The organism is Amycolatopsis sp. NBC_00355, from assembly GCF_036104975.1.
Classification (GTDB): Bacteria; Actinomycetota; Actinomycetes; order Mycobacteriales; family Pseudonocardiaceae; genus Amycolatopsis.
This window is the reverse complement of record NZ_CP107982.1, coordinates 2,309,008-2,325,754: the sequence shown is the minus strand read 5'-3', so window position 1 is coordinate 2,325,754 and position 16,747 is coordinate 2,309,008. Positions and strand designations below refer to the sequence as shown.

Annotated in this window: 12 protein-coding genes; all 12 read left to right on the top strand. The window is 73.4% G+C overall.

Features of this window, described 5'->3' with window-relative positions; all coding sequences use genetic code 11:
- Window positions 1-64 precede the first annotated feature (64 nt).
- The 12 genes from OHS18_RS09320 (at window position 65) to OHS18_RS09265 (ending at window position 16,728) form a co-directional block, all read left to right on the top strand.
- A complete protein-coding gene (locus OHS18_RS09320) occupies window positions 65-739 on the top strand; it encodes a TetR/AcrR family transcriptional regulator (RefSeq protein ID WP_328616661.1) in 675 nt (224 codons plus the stop codon).
- 168 nt (window positions 740-907) lie between these two features.
- The gene (locus OHS18_RS09315) at window positions 908-2,383 is read left to right on the top strand and encodes an amidohydrolase family protein (protein ID WP_328616660.1); all 1,476 of its coding nucleotides are present in this window, start codon (window positions 908-910) and stop codon (window positions 2,381-2,383) included.
- Window positions 2,380-3,510: a M20 family metallopeptidase gene (locus tag OHS18_RS09310; RefSeq protein ID WP_328616659.1), complete on the top strand. Its 1,131-nt coding sequence runs from the start codon at window positions 2,380-2,382 to the stop codon at window positions 3,508-3,510. Before OHS18_RS09315 ends, OHS18_RS09310 begins: the two co-directional genes overlap by 4 nt.
- A 31-nt stretch (window positions 3,511-3,541) precedes the next feature.
- Window positions 3,542-4,423, top strand: coding sequence for a GNAT family N-acetyltransferase (locus OHS18_RS09305; RefSeq protein ID WP_328616658.1), 882 nt, complete (start codon window positions 3,542-3,544; stop codon window positions 4,421-4,423).
- The gene (gene menC / locus OHS18_RS09300) at window positions 4,420-5,523 is read left to right on the top strand and encodes an o-succinylbenzoate synthase (protein WP_328453975.1); all 1,104 of its coding nucleotides are present in this window, start codon (window positions 4,420-4,422) and stop codon (window positions 5,521-5,523) included. Before OHS18_RS09305 ends, menC begins: the two co-directional genes overlap by 4 nt.
- A 121-nt stretch (window positions 5,524-5,644) precedes the next feature.
- Window positions 5,645-7,030: a serine hydrolase domain-containing protein gene (locus OHS18_RS09295; protein WP_328616657.1), complete on the top strand. Its 1,386-nt coding sequence runs from the start codon at window positions 5,645-5,647 to the stop codon at window positions 7,028-7,030.
- Complete coding sequence (locus OHS18_RS09290) at window positions 7,027-7,914, top strand: serine hydrolase (protein ID WP_328616656.1); 888 nt, start codon at window positions 7,027-7,029, stop codon at window positions 7,912-7,914. Before OHS18_RS09295 ends, OHS18_RS09290 begins: the two co-directional genes overlap by 4 nt.
- Entirely contained in the window at window positions 7,911-9,500 is a 1,590-nt protein-coding gene (locus OHS18_RS09285; RefSeq protein ID WP_328616655.1) for an ABC transporter substrate-binding protein, read from the top strand. The genes OHS18_RS09290 and OHS18_RS09285 overlap by 4 nt, the downstream gene beginning before the upstream one ends.
- Window positions 9,497-10,477 carry an ABC transporter permease gene (locus OHS18_RS09280; protein WP_328453983.1) on the top strand — a complete coding sequence of 327 codons (981 nt, stop codon included), beginning with the start codon at window positions 9,497-9,499 and terminating at the stop codon, window positions 10,475-10,477. The genes OHS18_RS09285 and OHS18_RS09280 overlap by 4 nt, the downstream gene beginning before the upstream one ends.
- Window positions 10,478-10,487: 10 nt before the next feature.
- The gene (locus tag OHS18_RS09275; RefSeq protein WP_328616654.1) at window positions 10,488-12,419 is read left to right on the top strand and encodes a dipeptide/oligopeptide/nickel ABC transporter permease/ATP-binding protein; all 1,932 of its coding nucleotides are present in this window, start codon (window positions 10,488-10,490) and stop codon (window positions 12,417-12,419) included.
- Complete coding sequence (locus OHS18_RS09270) at window positions 12,416-13,393, top strand: ABC transporter ATP-binding protein (protein ID WP_328616653.1); 978 nt, start codon at window positions 12,416-12,418, stop codon at window positions 13,391-13,393. Before OHS18_RS09275 ends, OHS18_RS09270 begins: the two co-directional genes overlap by 4 nt.
- A complete protein-coding gene (locus tag OHS18_RS09265) occupies window positions 13,390-16,728 on the top strand; it encodes a serine hydrolase (protein ID WP_328616652.1) in 3,339 nt (1,112 codons plus the stop codon). Before OHS18_RS09270 ends, OHS18_RS09265 begins: the two co-directional genes overlap by 4 nt.
- Window positions 16,729-16,747 lie beyond the last annotated feature (19 nt).

The following is a 16,747-nucleotide window of genomic DNA, read 5'->3' as shown; positions in this document are numbered from 1 at the left end:
GGGGACCGGACGGTGACTCCGTAAGGTGAAGGCAGCCGAGCACGGGGGAGACGAGGTGGCAGGGATGAACGTGAAGGCCGTCCGGGCGGAGCGCGCGAGCGCCACGCGGGAGAGCATCCTCGCCACGGCGGAGCGGCTGTTCGCCGAGCACGGGGTGCAGGTGGTGTCCAACCGGCACATCAGCGAGGCCGCGGGCCAGGGCAACAACGCCGCGGTCAACTACCACTTCGGCACCAAGACCGACCTGGTCCGCGCGATCGCCCGCAAGCACTCGGAGCGCGTCGAGCGGCTGCGCGCCGAGCTCGTCGAGGCCGTCGAGGCCGTCGAGGCCACCGACGGCCCGGGCGAGCTGCGCGACTGGGTGGCCTGCCTGATCCGCCCGACGACGACGTACCTGCGGGAGCTCGGCTCCCCGACGTGGTTCGCCCGGTTCACCGCCCAGGTGCTCACCGACCCGGCCCTGCGCGCCATCATCGCCGAGGAGTCGATGGCCTCCTCGGCGCTCGCGAAGGTGGTGGCGGGGCTGAACCGGACCCTCTCGGTCCTCCCGCCGGACGTCCGCGCCGAGCGCGGCGACATGGCGCGCCAGCTGATGATCCACATGACCGCGGAGCGCGAGCGGGCCCTGGCCGAGGCCACCGCGACCCCGCGCGCGACCTGGGACGACGCGGGCACCGGGCTGATCGACGCGATCACCGGCCTGCTCCTGGCCCCGGTGACCCCGCCCGCACGGTCGTGAGTGGTTAGGGCGGTTCTAACCGCCCTGAACACTCACGACCGGGAGCCGCGGGTTCGTCCGCGCGGATGGACCGGACCGTCCTGGTTCGTCGTCGCGGACCAACGGCTCCGCCGGAATCCCTCCTATCGTCGCCACGACCCGAGTACGTGACGACGAGGAGGCGCAGCGGTGCGGACACTCTTGCGGGGCGGGCGGGTGGTCGACCCCGGGACCGGGTTCGACGGCGTCGCCGACGTGCTCCTGGACGGCGGCAAGGTCACCGCCGTCGGCGCCGGCCTCGAAGCGCCGGCCGGGACGACGGTCGTGGACGTCACCGGGCTCGTCGTCGGGCCCGGGTTCGTCGACCTGCACAGCCACGTCCACTCGATCGCCGGGCAGCGGCTGCAGGCGCTGGACGGCGTGACCACCACCCTCGACCTCGAAGCCGGGCTGATGCCCCTCGACCGGGCCTATACCGAGGCCGCCGCGGCCGGGCGGCCGCTGAACTACGGCTTCTCCGCCTGCTGGGCCGCCGCCCGGGCGCAGGTGCTCGCCGGGATCGAGCCGGACGCGCAGATCGAGAGCGGTCTCGCTGTGCTGGGCAACCCCGCGTGGCAACGGTCGTCGTCGCCGGAGGAACTGGCCGCCTGGCTGTCCCTTGTGGAGGGTGAGCTGGCCGCCGGCGCGCTCGGTATCGGCGTCCTGATGGGGTACGCGCCCGCGACCGAGCCCGGTGAGTTCCTCGCCGTCGCGCACCTCGCCGCGAAGGCCGGTGTGCCCACCTACACGCACGTCCGCGAGCTGGTCGAGGTCGACCCGGCGATCCCGGTCGACGGCTCCGAGGAGATCGTCATCGCCGCGGCCGAAACCGGCGCCGCGATGCACCACTGCCACGTCAACAGCACCTCCGGCCACCACCTCGACCGCGTCCTGGACACCCTGGAGAAGTCCCGCGGCGCCGGTTCGCGCGTCACCGTCGAGGCCTACCCGTACGGTGCCGGCAGCACCGCCGTCGGAGCCGCGTTCATCGACCCGGACCGCTTGCGGCTCAAGGGACTTTCGCCGTCGAGCGTGGTGCTCCTCGAGACCGGCGAGCGCGTCGCGGACGAAGCCCGCCTGCGTCAGTTGCGCGCCGCCGACCCCGGCGCGCCGTGCCTGCTGGAGTTCCTCGACGAGGACAACCCCCGCGACCAGGCGACGCTGCGTCAGGCGCTCGCCTTCCCCGACTCGATCGTCGCCAGCGACGCGATGCCGGTGTACTGGCCCGACGGCCGCACCGAGAGCACCGAGTGGCCGCTCCCGCCGGGCGGCACGACGCACCCGCGGACCGCGGGCACCTTCGCGAAGACCCTGCGCCTGATGGTGCGGGAGACCGGGGCCTGGACCTGGCTCGAAGCGTTCCGCCGGTGCTCCCACCTGCCGTCGCGGCTGCTCGACGACGTCGCCCCGGCGGCTCGCGGCAAGGGCCACCTCGGCGTCGGCGCGGACGCCGACCTGGTCGTCCTCGACCCGGCGACGATCACCGACACCGCCACCTACGCCGACTCGACCCGGCCGTCCCAGGGTGTCCGGCACCTGTACGTCGGCGGGGTTCCCGTGGTCGGCGACGGCGAACTGCGCACGGACGCGTTCCCCGGCAAGCCGGTGCGGGGTGAGCCGCGGTGAACGACCTCCTCGCCGACATCGAAACCCTCGTCCGGAGCGAGTCGCCGTCCGAAGATCACGACGCCGTCGCGCGCAGCGCCGAAGCCGTCGCGACGATCGGGCGCCGGCTGCTGGGCGCCGAGCCGGAGCGGATCGTCACCGACGGCTGCACGCACCTGCGCTGGCACTTCGGCGACGGCCCGCCGCGGGTCCTGCTGCTCGGCCACCACGACACCGTGTGGCCCCTGGGTTCCCTGCGGACACACCCCTTTGCGATCGAGGACGGCGTGCTGCGCGGACCCGGCTGCTTCGACATGAAGGCCGGCGTGGTGATGGCCCTGCACGCCGCCGCGGCGCTGGCCGATCGCACCGGCCTGGCGATCCTGATCACCGGCGACGAGGAGATCGGCTCACCGTTGTCCCGCGCGCTGATCGAAGAGGAAGCCCGTAGCTGCGACGCGGTGTTCGTCCTCGAAGCCTCGGCCGACGGCGGCGCGCTGAAGACCCGCCGCAAAGGGGTTTCCCGGTACTGGATCGAGGTCGAGGGCCGTGCCGCGCACGCCGGGCTCGAACCGGAGAAGGGCGTCAACGCCGGGATCGAGATCGCCCACCAGATCCTCGCGGTGGCCGCGCTCGCCGACGCCGATCGGGGCACCACCGTCGTCCCGACCGCGCTCTCGGCCGGGACGACGACCAACACCGTGCCCGCCGCCGCGAGTGTCGCGGTCGACGCGCGGGTGTGGGACGCGGCCGAGCAGGACCGCGTCGACCGAGCCGTCCGGAGCCTGCGGCCGGTGCTGCCCGGCTCCCGGATCCGGATCGCCGGCGGCATCAACCGCGCGCCACTGGACGCCGTCGCGTCCGCGGACCTGTTCGACCTGGCCAATTCCCTCTCGGGCGGCACGCTCACGGCCGCGTCGGTCGGCGGCGCGTCGGACGGCAACTTCACGGCGGGGCTGGGGATCCCCACTCTCGACGGCCTCGGCGCGGTGGGCGGCGGCGCCCACGCGGATGACGAACACGTCGTCGTCGCCCAGCTGCTCCCGCGCACCGCGCTGCTCGTCTCGCTGACCAAAACCGTGCTGGCCCAAGGGACTTCGTCCGCCACGACCAACACCGGGGGCGAATCCGGTGCGGGACAACGGTGACGCGCCGGCCCGATCCGGAAAGGATGGTCCCGTGACTGACGTTGTGACGAACACGGTCCCGTCCCTGCGGGACGAGGCGGCCGCCGCGGCCGCCACCGCCGCCGCGGCTTCGGGGGCCGAGGTCCGTGAACTCGCCGAGGTCCCCGACCTGACGGCGGTGGCGCTGCTCTTCGAGTCGATCTGGCAACCGGAACCGGGTAGCCAGCCGGTGAACGCCGAGCTGCTCAAGGCGATGGTCGCGGCGGGCAACTACGTCGCCGGCGCCTTCGACGGGCCCCGGCTCCTCGGTGCCTGCTTCGGGTTCTTCGGCCGGCCTGCGAAGGGGGGCCTGCACAGCCACATCGCCGGGATCCTGCCGGCCGGGCTCGGCCGCGGCCTCGGCTTCGCGCTCAAGCTGCACCAGCGTGCGTGGGCGCTGCACCAGGACGTCCCGGTGATCTCCTGGACGTTCGATCCCCTCGTCCGGCGCAACGCCCACTTCAACGTGACCAAGCTCGGCGCCCGCCCGGCGCAGTACCTGCCCGACTTCTACGGCCCGATGCACGACAGCATCAACGGGTCGGGCGACACCGACCGGATCATGGTCGCCTGGGAGCTGGCGAGCCCGCCGGTGCGAGCCGCCGCGCTCGGCGAGCCGGCGAGGTTCGACGCGGTGGCGCTGCGAGCGCGGGGCGCGTCGACGGCGCTGGCGGTGGGCCCGGACGGCGGACCCGTGACCGGGAGCGCCGACGGGCCGCTGGTGCTCGTCGCCGTGCCGCCGGACATCGAAGCGCTCCGCCGGGTCGACCCCGGCCGGGGGCGGTCGTGGCGGGTCGCGCTGCGGGAGGTGCTGGGCGGCCTGATGGCCGGCGGCGCCGAGGTCGTCGGGTTCGATCGTGCCGGTTTTTACGTGGTCGCCAGGGAGAAGCCGTGAAACTCAGTGGTGTGGAACTCCTGCGGGTGCGGATGCCGCTGGTGGCGCCGTTCCGGACGTCGTTCGGCACGCAGGCCGAACGCGAACTGCTGCTCCTGCGCGCCGTCACCTCCGACGGCGAGGGCTGGGGCGAGTGCGGCGCGATGATCGACCCGCTGTACTCCTCGGAGTACGTCGACGGCGTCGAGCACGTGCTGCGGACCTTCCTCGTCCCGGCGCTCATCGCGGCCGGCGACCTGACGGCGAACAAGGTCGCGCCGCTGCTGGCGAAGTTCAAGGGCCACCGGATGGCCAAGGCGGCACTGGAGATGGCCGTGCTCGACGCCGAGCTGCGGGCGCACGGCGTGTCGTTCGCGTCGGCGCTCGGGTCCACAAAGGACTCTGTCCCGTGTGGAGTTTCTGTCGGCATCATGGAGACCGTCCCGCACCTGCTCGACGTCGTCGGCGGCTACCTCGACGACGGGTACGTCCGGATCAAGCTCAAGATCGAACCCGGCTGGGACGTCGAACCGGTGCGCGCGGTCCGGGAACGCTTCGGCGACGACATCCTGCTCCAGGTCGACGCGAACACCGCGTACACCCTGTCGGACATCCCGCAGCTCGCCCGGCTCGACCCGTTCGAGCTGCTGCTGATCGAGCAGCCCCTGGAAGAGGAGGACGTGCTCGGCCACGCCGAATTGGCCAAGCACATCCGGACGCCGATCTGCCTGGACGAGTCCATCGTCTCGGCCCGCTCGGCCGCCGACGCGATCACGCTCGGCGCGTGCCGGATCGTCAACATCAAGCCCAGCCGGGTCGGCGGCTACCTGGAGGCGCGGCGGGTGCACGACGTCTGCGCCGCGCACGGGATCCCGGTCTGGTGCGGCGGGATGATCGAGACCGGCCTGGGGCGGGCGGCGAACGTCGCGCTCGCGTCGCTGCCGGGCTTCACGCTGCCGGGCGACACCTCGGCGTCGGACCGGTTCTACACCGAGGACATCACCGAGCCGTTCGTGCTGGCGGACGGGCACCTGCCGGTGCCGTCGGGCCCCGGCCTCGGCGTGACGCCGATCGCGGGCCGGCTCGCCGAAGTGACGACCGCGAAGAGCTGGCTGGCCTGACCGGTTCGTCCGCCGCGATGAAAGATTCCCCCGGTCTCGTCGGATTCGACGAACCGGCGGGGTAAGCGCAGGTCATAGCATCGCCGGCAACGCCGGTTCACCCATCGGACGAGAGGCAACCATGTCGAAACTCACCGAGCTCGGGACCTGGCTCGAAAGCCGGCTTCCCGCACTGCTGGCCGAAAACCACGTGCCCGCCGCGTCGGTCGCCGTGTACGCCGACGGCGAGGTGCTCGACCGCGCGGCCGGCGTGCTCAACAAGGGGACCGGCGTCGAGGCGGACGCCGACTCGGTGTTCCAGATCGGCTCGGTCACCAAGGTCTGGACGGTGACGCTGGCCATGCAGCTCGTCGACGAGGGCAAGCTGGAGCTCGACGAGCCCGTCCGCCGGTACCTGCCCGAGTTCGTGCTCGCCGACGACGAGGCCGCCGCACGGATCACCGTCCGGCAGCTGATGTGCCACACCTCCGGCTTCGAAGGCGACATCTTCACCGACACCGGCCGCGGCGCCGACTGCGTCGAGAAGTACGTCGCCACGCTGCACGACGTGCCCCAGCTCTTCCCGCCCGGCGAGATGTTCTCCTACAACAACGCCGCGCTCTGCGTGCTCGGCCGGGTCGTGGAAGTGCTGCGGGACAAGGACTACAACCAGTGCCTGGCGGATCACCTGTTCGTCCCCTTGGGACTGACGCACGCGGCGCAGAGCCCGTACGAGGCGATCCGGTTCCGCGCCGCGCTGGGCCACCTGACGCCGGAGCCGGGCGCCGAGCCGGAGCCCGCGGGGATCTGGGCGCTGGCGCCGTCGAACGCGCCGGCCGGCTCGATGCTCGCGATGCGGGCGCGGGACCTCGCCACGTTCGCCGGCATGCACCTACGTGACGGCGAAGGCCCGGACGGCACCCGCGTGCTCAGCGCCGAGAGCGCCCGCGCGATGCGGGAACGCCTGGTGGAGCTGCCCGACCTCGGCCTGATGGGCGACGCCTGGGGCCTCGGCTGGTCGCTGTTCGACTCACCCGGCGGCGCTCTGGTCGGCCACGACGGCAACACGATCGGCCAGGCGTCGTTCCTGCGGGTCGCGCCGGAGCACGGCGTCGCCGTGGCGCTGCTGACCAACGGCGGCGACCCGATTCCCCTGTACACCGAGATCCTCGGCCACGTCCTGCGCGAGCTGACCGGCATCGAGCTGGCGCCGCCGCCGGTGCCCGACCCGGCCGCGCCGCGCGTCGACGCCTCCCGGTACGTCGGCGAGTACTCCTCGACGGTCGCGGACATCGTGGTCAGCCAGGACGACAGCGGGCGCGTCTGGGTGGAGCGCGTCCCGAAGGGGATCTTCGCCGAGCTGAGCGGCCCGGTGAAGAGCGAGCTGGTCGCGATGAGCGGCGACACCCTGATCCTCGCCGAGCCGATGCAGGGCATGTACATCCCACACGCCTTCGTCGGCGACGACGGCGCCGGGCACGCGCTGTACCTGCACACCGGCCGCGCCGACCGGCGGGTGCGCGCATGACCGGTGTCGAAGACGAGATCGCCGCGGTCTTCACCGCCGCGGGCGCGCGCGGCTTCGTCCACGCGCGCGAGATCGGCGGCGGCCGGGGCGAGGTGGCGCTCGGCGCGGACGAGCCGGTGGTGCTGGCGTCGGTGTTCAAGATCCCGGTCGCCGTCGCCTACGCCCGCGAAGTGGCGGCGGGCCGCCTCGACGAGACCGAGCGCACCCGCGTCGGGAAGCGCTACCGCATCGGCGGGATCGGCACCGCCGGCTGCGAAGACGACGTCGAGATGAGCTGGCGCGACCTGGCGCTGTTCATGCTGACCATGAGCGACAACGCCGCCACCGACGTGCTCTACCACCGCGTCGGCCAGGCCGCCGTCGACCGCGTGCTCGACGACCTGGACCTCAGGCGGACACGGCTGATCGGCTGCTGTGAGGACCTCTTCGCCTCGGTCATGGCCGACCTGGGTGCCGACGGCGACCTCGACGCCGCGTTCGCCGGGGCCACCCCGGAGCAGACGTGGAAGCTCTCGGTGCTCGACCCGGACCGCACGACGTCGTCGACGCCCCGGGAGGTCACCACCCTGCTCGACGCCGTCTGGACCGACCGCGCCGCGGAACCCGCGGCCTGCGAGAAGGTCCGCTCGATGATGGCCCGCCAGATCTGGCCGCACCGGATCTCGTCCGGCTTCGGTTCGGACGTCACCATCGCGGCCAAGACCGGCACCCTGCCGGCCGTCCGCAACGAAGCCGGCGTCGTGTCCTACCCGGGCGGACGCCGGTTCGCCGTCGCGGTCTTCACCCGCGCGGACTCGCTCGACGAACGGCAGCCCGCTGTGGACGCCGCGATCGGCGCGGCCGCCCGCCTCGCCGTGGACCACCTGCGGAAGGAAACCCCATGACCCCCACACGGACCGCGGTGGTCCTGCTCGGCGGGCTCGCCCTCGTGGCGACCGCCTGCGCGGGACCGGGAGACACCGGCTCGAGCCAGACCCCCGTCGACGGCGGGACGTTCACCTTCGCCCTCGGCTCCGACCCGGGCAACCTCGACCCGCACATGTCGGTGCTGTCGGTGACCGGCCAGGTCGACAAGTTCCTCTACGACTCGATGCTCGAGCTCAGCGCGGACGGCAAGCCCCTGCCGGAGCTGGCCGAGAAGTGGACGGCCACGTCGACCACCGCCGCCACCTTCACCCTGCGCCCGGGCCTCACCTGCGCCGACGGCGCCCCGCTGACCGCCGCCGACGTCGCGGCCAACATCGTGTTCGTCGGCGACCCGGTGAACAAGTCGCCCTACGCCGGCCTGACGATCGCGCCCGGCACGAAGGCCACCGCCGACGAAGCCACCCGCACGATCACGGTCACCAGCGGCGCGCCGGACGCGTTCCTGCTCCGCAACGTCGGCGCGCTGCCGATCGTCTGCGGCAAAGGCCTGGCCGACCGCAAGCTGCTGGCGAAGGGCGAGAGCGGCACCGGCCTGTTCGCCGTCTCCGAAACCGTGCCGAACGACCACTACACGCTCACCCGCCGCAAGGACTACACCTGGGGCCCCGGCGACTGGAAGGCCGAGCCGGGCCTGCCCGACAAGGTCGTCCTGCGGGTCATCTCCAACACCTCGACGGCGGCGAACCTGCTGCTCTCGGGCGAGCTCAACGCGGGGGTGATCATCGGCCCGGACCGCCAGCGCCTCGACGCGCGCAAGCTGTTCCACGGGGACTACAACGCGCCGCTGGGCGAGATCTTCTACAACCAGGCCGCAGGCCGCCCGGGTGACGACGAAGCCGTGCGGCGCGCGCTGACCCAGTCCCTCGACCTGGCCCAGCTCGGCAAGGTGCTCACCAGCGGAACCGGCAAACCGTCGCAGGGCCTGGTCACCGCCGACCCCAAAGCGTGCTCGGGCGACACCGTCACCGGCAACCTGCCCGGCCACGACCCGGCGGCGGCCGCGTCCGCGCTGGACGCCGCGGGGTGGAAGGCCGGCGCGGACGGCGTCCGGGTGAAGAACGGCAAGCGACTGACGCTGAACGTCATCTACGGCACCCAGCTCGGCCCGACGATGGCGCCGACGGCGGAACTGTTCCAGCAGACCTGGAAGGCGCTCGGCGCCGAGGTCACGCTCAAGGGCGTCGACAGCCCGGGGCTGTCCCAGGTGCTGTTCGGCACCGGTGAGTGGGAGGTCTCCCTCGGCCCGCTCGGGCTCACGCTGCCCAGCCAGCTGGTGCCGTTCGTGTCCGGCCCGGCCGCGCCGGACGGGACGAACTTCGGCCACATCGCCAACCCCGCCTACGACCAGGCCGTGAAGCAGGCCGCCGCGATGAGCGGCGAAGCCAGCTGCCCGACCTGGAACGCCGCGGAGACGGCGCTGATCAAGCAGGTGGACGTGGTGCCCTACATCGACTCCGTCACCGCGGTCTACGGCAGCGGCACGAAGTTCACGATCAACCAGGGCGCCGTCCTGCCGTCCTCGATCCGGATGTTCGCGAAATGACCACGGCGACGGCGCCCGCCGGCCTGCGGGGCAGCCCGTGGCCGGCGTTCGCCGGGCGCCGGCTGGCCCGGTTCGCCGTGTCCCTGTGGGTGCTGATCACGGCGGCGTTCCTGATGATCCACCTGGTCCCCGGCGACCCGGTGCGGGCCGCGCTCGGCATGACCGCGCCCGCCGAGCTGGTGCGGGCGCGGCGCGCCGAGCTCGGCCTCGACGATCCACTGTGGACGCAGTACGGGCACTACCTGCACGGGCTCGTCACCGGGAACTTCGGCACGTCGATGGCGAGCGGGCAGCCGGTGACCCAGGTGATCGGCGACCGGCTGCCGGCGACGCTGCAGCTGGCCGCGCTGGCGTTCGTGGTGGTCATCCTCGTCGCCGTCCCGGTCGGGGTGTGCTTCGCGGTGCTGACCCGGGGCGGCCGCCGCCGCGGCACCGAGCTGGGATTCACGTCGGGGAGCGTGCTGCTCGCCGCCATCCCGGACTTCCTGCTGGCGGTCGGGCTGGTGGCGGTGCTCGCCGTCGGCCTCGGCTGGTTCCCGGTCGCGGGCGGCGACGGCCCGGGCGCGTACGTGCTGCCCGTGGCGGCCCTCACGATCGGGCCGGCCGCGGTGCTCGCCCGGATCGTCCGGGTGGAGCTGCTGTCCGTGCTGGGCGCCGACTTCGTCCGCACCGCGCGGGCGAAACGGCTGCCGGCGCGGCTGGTGTACGTCCGGCACGCGCTGCCGAACGCGCTGACCGCGACGCTGACCCTGGGCGGGCTGATGCTGACCGGCCTGGTGGCGGGCACGGTGCTGGTCGAGAACGTGTTCGCCTGGCCGGGTCTCGGCTCGACGATCGTGCAGTCGATCCTGCAGAAGGACTACCCGCTGGTGCAGGGGATCGTGCTCGTCTACGGCGTCGGCGTGCTGCTGGTGAACCTGCTGGTCGACGTCGTGCTCGGGCTGCTCGACCCGCGTTCGACGATCCGGGAGAGCTGAGGTGACGGCGATGCGCGCACGACGTTCGGTGTGGAAAGGCGGTTCGGTGTGGACGACGGCCGTGCGCACGCCGGTGGGCGCGTGCTCGGCGGTGCTGCTGGTGCTGGTGATCGCGCTGTCGGTGCTGGCGCCGCTGGTCTGGGGCGACGGCGCCGCGGTGGTCGACACCGACGCGATCGGCCAGGGCGCGTCCGCGGCGCACCCGTTCGGCACGGACGCCCTCGGCCGCGACATCTTCCTGCGCACGCTCGTCGCGACCCGGCTCTCGGTCGGTCTCGCTGTGCTCGCGACCGTGATCGGCGTCGGCGCCGGAGTCGTCCTCGGAGCACTGCCGGCGGTGCTGCCGCGGTGGGCGGGCCGGCTGCTCACGTCGGTGATCGACATCGCCGTCGCGTTCCCCGGGCTGCTGCTGGCCCTGTTCTTCGCGGTGATCTTCGGCGTGGGCACGAACGGCGCGGTGCTGGCGATCGCGTTCGCGATGGCGCCGGCGTTCGCCCGGCTCGTCCAGACGCTCTCGGCGTCGGTCGCCGGGCGCGACTTCATCGCCGCGGCCCGGGTGTCCGGCGTCGGCCGGATCCGGCTGCTGGCCCGGCACGTGCTGCCGAACATCGGCGAGCCGCTGGTGGTGAACGCGACCATCGGCGCCGGGTCGGCGTTGCTCGCCTTCGCCGGGCTCTCGTTCCTCGGCATCGGCGTGCAGGCCCCGGACTACGACTGGGGCCGGCTGCTGCGCGAAGGCCTGGACGGGATCTACGTGACGCCGGTGGCCGCGCTCGCGCCCGCCGTCGCCGTGGTGCTCGCCGGGCTGGCGTTCAACCTGGTCGGGGAGACCGTGGCCGCCGTGGTCGGCGTCCGCTCCCGCGCCGCCCGGCGCGCGTCCGGTCCGCTGCCCGCGCCGCGCCCCGCCGTCGTCGAGGCACCTGCGGACGACGCCGTGCTCGTCGTCGAGAACCTGCAGGTGGCGTTCCCGCGCGCGGGTGGGTGGACGGTCCCGGTGCGCGGCGTGAGTTTCACCGTGCGCGCCGGCGAGGCGATCGGTGTCGTCGGCGAGTCCGGCTCCGGCAAGAGCCTGACGGCCCTGGCCGTCTCGCGGCTGATCGAGCTGCCCGGCGTGGTGACGGCGGACCGGCTGGAGTTCGCCGGGACGTCGCTGCTCACCGCGTCCGACCGAGAGCTGCGCGGCCTGCTCGGGACGTCCCTCGCGATGGTGTTCCAGGACCCGATGACGTCGTTCAACCCGGCGCGCCGCGTCGGTGGGCAGCTGGCCGAGGTGTCCGAGCAGCACCACGGCCTGTCGCGGCGCGAGGCGTTCGACCGTGCGGTGGACCGGCTGGCCGCCGTACGCGTCCCGGCCGCCCGGCGACGCGCCCGGCAGTACCCGCACGAGTTCTCCGGCGGCATGCGCCAGCGGGCGATGATCGGGATGGGCCTGATGGGCTCGCCGAAGCTGATCGTCGCGGACGAGCCGACCACGGCCCTCGACGTCACGGTCCAGCGCCAGGTGCTGCGGCTGCTGGCCCGCACGCGCGACGCCGAGGGCGCGGCGATCCTGCTGATCAGCCACGACATCGCGGTGGTTTCCCAGACGTGCGAACGGATGCTGGTGATGTACGCCGGCCGCGTCGTGGAGGACCTGCCGACGGCGGACCTCCCGGGGGCCGCCCGCCACCCGTACACCCGGGCGCTGCTGGCCACCACGGTCGACCTCGGCACGGACCGCGACGAGCCCCTCGCCGTGATTCCGGGCCGGCCGCCGGAGCCGGACCAGGTCCCGGTGGGCTGCGCGTTCGCCGCGCGGTGTCCCTTGGCGACCGAGCGCTGTCTCACCGAGGATCCGGCGCTGGAACGGTCCGGCGACGGCCACCGGGTGGCCTGCTGGCACCCGCACGAAACCGCCGTGAGTGTCCTTTCCGGACAGTCGCGAAAGGATGGTGCCGCGTGAGCGAGCTCCGGTTCGACACGGTGAGCGTCCGCTACGGCCGGCTGACGGCGGTCGACGGCGTCAGCCTGACCGTCCCGTCCGGCCAGGTCGTCGGCCTGGTCGGCGAGTCCGGCTCCGGCAAGTCGACGCTGGCCCGGGCCGCGGTCGGGTTGTCCCCGGTCAGCGGCGGCCGGGTGCTGCTCGACGGCGTCGACGTCCGGCGGCTGCCCCGGCGCAAGCCGCTGCAGATGGTGTTCCAGGACCCGTATTCCTCGTTGGACCCGCGGATGGCCGTCGGCGAGTCCATCACCGAGGCGATGCCGCGCGGCGCGCACCGCGGCGCGGCCGCCCGGCGGGCCGAGGTGGCGCGGCTGCTCGAACTGGTGAACCTGGACCCGGAACGCGCCACGACGCTGCCCGGTCAGCTGTCCGGTGGGCAACGCCAGCGCGTCGCGCTCGCCCGGGCGCTGGCCGGGCAGCCGAAGGTGCTGATCGCCGACGAGATCACCTCCGCCCTGGACGTCTCGGTGCAGGGCGCCGTGCTCAATCTGGTCCGCGACGTCCAGCGGCGGCTCTCGCTGTCGATGCTGTTCATCTCCCACAACCTCGCCGTGGTGCGGTACGTCAGCGACTTCGTCGCGGTGCTCTACCTCGGCCGGATCGTCGAGGCCGGGCCGGCCCAGCAGGTGCTCACCGATCCGCAGCACCCCTACACGCGGGAGCTGCTGGCCGCCGCGCCGTCCGCGCACCACGGCCTGCTCGACGATCCGGGTGTCGACGCGCTCGCCGACACCGAACCCGCCGACCCGCACCACCCGCCGCCCGGCTGCCACTACCACCCGCGGTGCCCGATCGGCCCGCTCGTGCACCCCGACCGCACCGTCTGCCTCAGCGCCGACCCGGCGACCGAGGCCGCCGGACGGCCCCACTCCGCGGCCTGTCACTTCGCCGCGCCCCTTCCCACTGCGCCGAATCCCACGAGGAGATCCGCATGACCCGACGCCTGAGCGCCGACGACCTGTACGCACTGGAGTTCCCGGAGCAGCCCGCGCTTTCGCCGGACGGCACGCGGATCGTGTACGTCGTGCGCACCGCCGACCGCGACGCGGACCGCGACACCCGGTCGCTCTGGCAGGTCGCCACGAGCGGCGGCCCGGCGCGCCGGCTGACCCGCGGGACCGCCGACCTCGCCCCGGTGTGGTCGCCCGACGGCACGCGGATCGCGTTCCTGCGCGCCGCGGACGGCCCGGCGCAGCTGTGGCTGCTGCCCGCCGACGGCGGCGAACCCGAGCAGGTCACCACGCTCCCGCTCGGCGCGGGCAGCCCGGTCTGGCGGCCGGACGGCGCCGAGATCGCCTTCTCGGCCCCGGTCGACCTGGCCGCGGACGAGGGAGACGACGACGCGGCCCGCGGCCGCCGCGCCGGCGCCCCGGTGGTCGCCGACCGGCTCGACTTCAAGGCCGACGGCGCCGGCCTGCTGCGCACTCTGCGCAAGCACGTCCACGTGCTCGACGTCGCCTCCGGCGAGGTCCGGCAGGTGACCGCGGGGGACTGGCACGCGGGCGATCCCGCGTGGTCGCCGGACGGTGCGCTGCTGGCGTTCCCGGCCGGCCCGGAGGCCGACGCCGACCTGACGTTCCGCTCGGGCGCCTACACGATCGAGGCCGGCAACCGCCTCGCCGAGCCGAGCCCGGTCGGCTCCGGCGACGGTATGTGCGGCACGGTCACCTGGACCGCCGACGGCACCGCGCTGCTCGTCGTCGGCCGCCGCGACACCGCGCCCGGCCACCTCGGCCTGCTGCGGATTCCCGTGGACGGCGGGGAAACCGTCGACCTGGCCGCGCCGCTGGACCGGAACGTGATGCCGGGCGGGCCGGGTTATCCCGGCGCGGTCCCGGTGCTGAGCGGCGACGGCGCGACCGTGCTCTTCTGCGTCCGCGACCGCGGCTACACGCACCTCTACGCGGTCGGCGTCGACGGCGGCGAACCGCGGCTCGTCGCCGGTGGCGCGGGGAACACCTTGTCGAACCTGAGCGTCGCCGGGGAGACCGCGGCGGTCGTGTTCACCACCCCGGCGTCGTACGGCGAGATCGCGACGGTCGCCGTCGCCGGGGGAGAACCCGACGTGCTCACCACGCACGGCAACGAGGTCGAGGTCGAGCTGTTCACCCACGAGGAGCGCGAGTTCACCGTCTCCGACGGCACGGTCGTGCACGGCTGGCTGCTGCGCGACCCCGAGCGCACCGGCCCGCTGCCGCTGCTGCTCGACATCCACGGTGGCCCGCACAACGCGTGGAGCGGCACCGCCGACGCCGTCCACGCCTACCACCAGGAGCTCGCCGCGCGCGGCTGGGCGGTGCTGCTGCTCAACCCGCGTGGCAGCGACGGTTACGGCGAAGCGTTCTACACCGCTGCCGTCGGCGCTTGGGGTGTCGCCGACGCCAAGGACTTCCTCGAACCGCTGGACGCGCTCGTCGCCGAAGGGATCGCGGACGCACAGCGGCTCGCCGTCTCCGGTTACAGCTACGGCGGCTTCATGACGTGCTACCTGACCAGCCACGACGACCGCTTCGCCGCGGCCGTCGCCGGCGGGGTCGTGAGCGACGCGGTCAGCATGGCCGGCACGTCCGACAGCGGGCACTACCTCGGCGTCGCCGAACTGGGCGGAGCGTCCTCTGTGGACCAAGCGCACTTCGGCGAGTCGTCGCCGCTGGCCCGGGTCGGGCAGGTCCGCACGCCGACGCTCGTGGTGCACGGCGCCGACGACGACCGCTGCCCGGTCGGGCAGGCCGAGCAGTGGTTCACGGCGTTGCGCGAACAGGGCGTGCCGACCCGGCTGGTGCTCTACCCCGGCGCGTCGCACCTGTTCATCCTGGAGGGGAAACCCTCGCACCGCACGGACTTCAACCGCCGCGTCGTCGACTGGGTCGAGCAGTACGCGGGTTCGCCGGGGCGCGTGCCGCTCGACGGCGCGCACTGGCAGCGGCGGCTGACCGCGCTCGCGCGCAAGTACCGCGTGCCCGGCGCGGCCCTGGGCATCCTGCGTCTCGACGGCGACGAGCAGGTCTTCGCGCACACCGGCGTGCTCAACAAGGCGACCGGCGTCGCCGTCACCGACGAGTCGGTGTTCCAGATCGGCTCGATCACCAAGGTGTGGACGGCGACCGTCGCCATGCAGCTGGTCGACGAAGGCCTGCTCGACCTGGACGCGCCGATCGCCGACGTGCTGCCGGAGCTGCGGCTGGCCGACCCCGACGTCACCAAGCAGGTGACGCTGCGGCACCTGCTGACCCACACCAGCGGCATCGACGGTGACGTCTTCACCGACACCGGCCGCGGCGACGACTGCGTGGAGAAGTACGTCGCCGTGCTGGACCAGGCCGCGCAGACCCACCCGCTCGGCGCGACCCTGTCCTACTGCAACTCGGGCTTCATCCTGGCCGGCCGGGTCATCGAAAAGCTGACCGGCAAGACCTGGGACGCGGCCCTGCGGGAGCGGCTGTTCACCCCGCTCGGCCTGACGCACACGGGCACCCTGCCCGAGGAGGCGCTGCTGTTCGGCGCGGCGATGGGCCACGTCGCGGCGGGCGACGACGAGCCGCAGCCGGCGCCGGTCTGGGGCCTGCCGCGCTCGGCGGGCCCGGCCGGCCTGATCACGGCGACCCCGGCGGACGTCCTGGCCTTCGCCCGCCTGCACCTGCGGGGCGGCCTCGGCCCGGACGGCGCGCGCGTCCTCTCGGAGTCGGCCGCGACGGCGATGACGCAGTGGCAGGCGGACATGCCGGACAAGCACACCCTCGGCGATTCGTGGGGCCTCGGCTGGATCCGCTTCGACTGGGACGGCCACCGCGTCTACGGCCACGACGGCAACACGATCGGGCAGTCGGCGTTCCTCCGCATCCTGCCGGACCAGGGCCTCGCGGTCACGCTGCTCGCCAACGGCGGCGGCACCCACGACCTGTACGAGGAGCTGTACCGCGAGATCTTCGCGGAACTGGCGGGCGTCGCGATGCCGCAACCGCTCTCGCCCGCTGCTACACCGCCTGAGGTGGACGTCTCGGAGTTCCTCGGGACGTACGAGCGGGAGTCGGTGCGGACGGAGATCCTCAGCGGAGACTCGGGCCTGCGCATCCGCCAGACGGTCACCGGCCCGCTGGCCGAGCTGGTCCCGGAGCCGACGACCGAGGACGACCTGATCCCGATCAGCGCGACCCAGTTCGCGTTGCGCCCGAAGGGGACGAGGTCCTGGCAGTCGGTGACGTTCTACCAGCTCCCGACGGGGGAGCGGTACCTCCACAGCGGAGTCCGAGCGACCCCGAAGGTGAGCTGATCGGCTTGGTCTCGCGGGC

Bases quoted from the DNA above. Each gene is read 5' to 3' on its own strand.
- OHS18_RS09320 (WP_328616661.1), top strand. From the start codon at position 65: ATGAACGTGAAGGCCGTCCGGGCGGAGCGCGCGAGCGCCACGCGGGAG.
- OHS18_RS09295 (WP_328616657.1), top strand. From the start codon at position 5,645: ATGTCGAAACTCACCGAGCTCGGGACCTGGCTCGAAAGCCGGCTTCCC.
- OHS18_RS09290 (WP_328616656.1), top strand. From the start codon at position 7,027: ATGACCGGTGTCGAAGACGAGATCGCCGCGGTCTTCACCGCCGCGGGC.
- OHS18_RS09285 (WP_328616655.1), top strand. From the start codon at position 7,911: ATGACCCCCACACGGACCGCGGTGGTCCTGCTCGGCGGGCTCGCCCTC.
- OHS18_RS09280 (WP_328453983.1), top strand. From the start codon at position 9,497: ATGACCACGGCGACGGCGCCCGCCGGCCTGCGGGGCAGCCCGTGGCCG.
- OHS18_RS09275 (WP_328616654.1), top strand. From the start codon at position 10,488: ATGCGCGCACGACGTTCGGTGTGGAAAGGCGGTTCGGTGTGGACGACG.
- OHS18_RS09265 (WP_328616652.1), top strand. From the start codon at position 13,390: ATGACCCGACGCCTGAGCGCCGACGACCTGTACGCACTGGAGTTCCCG.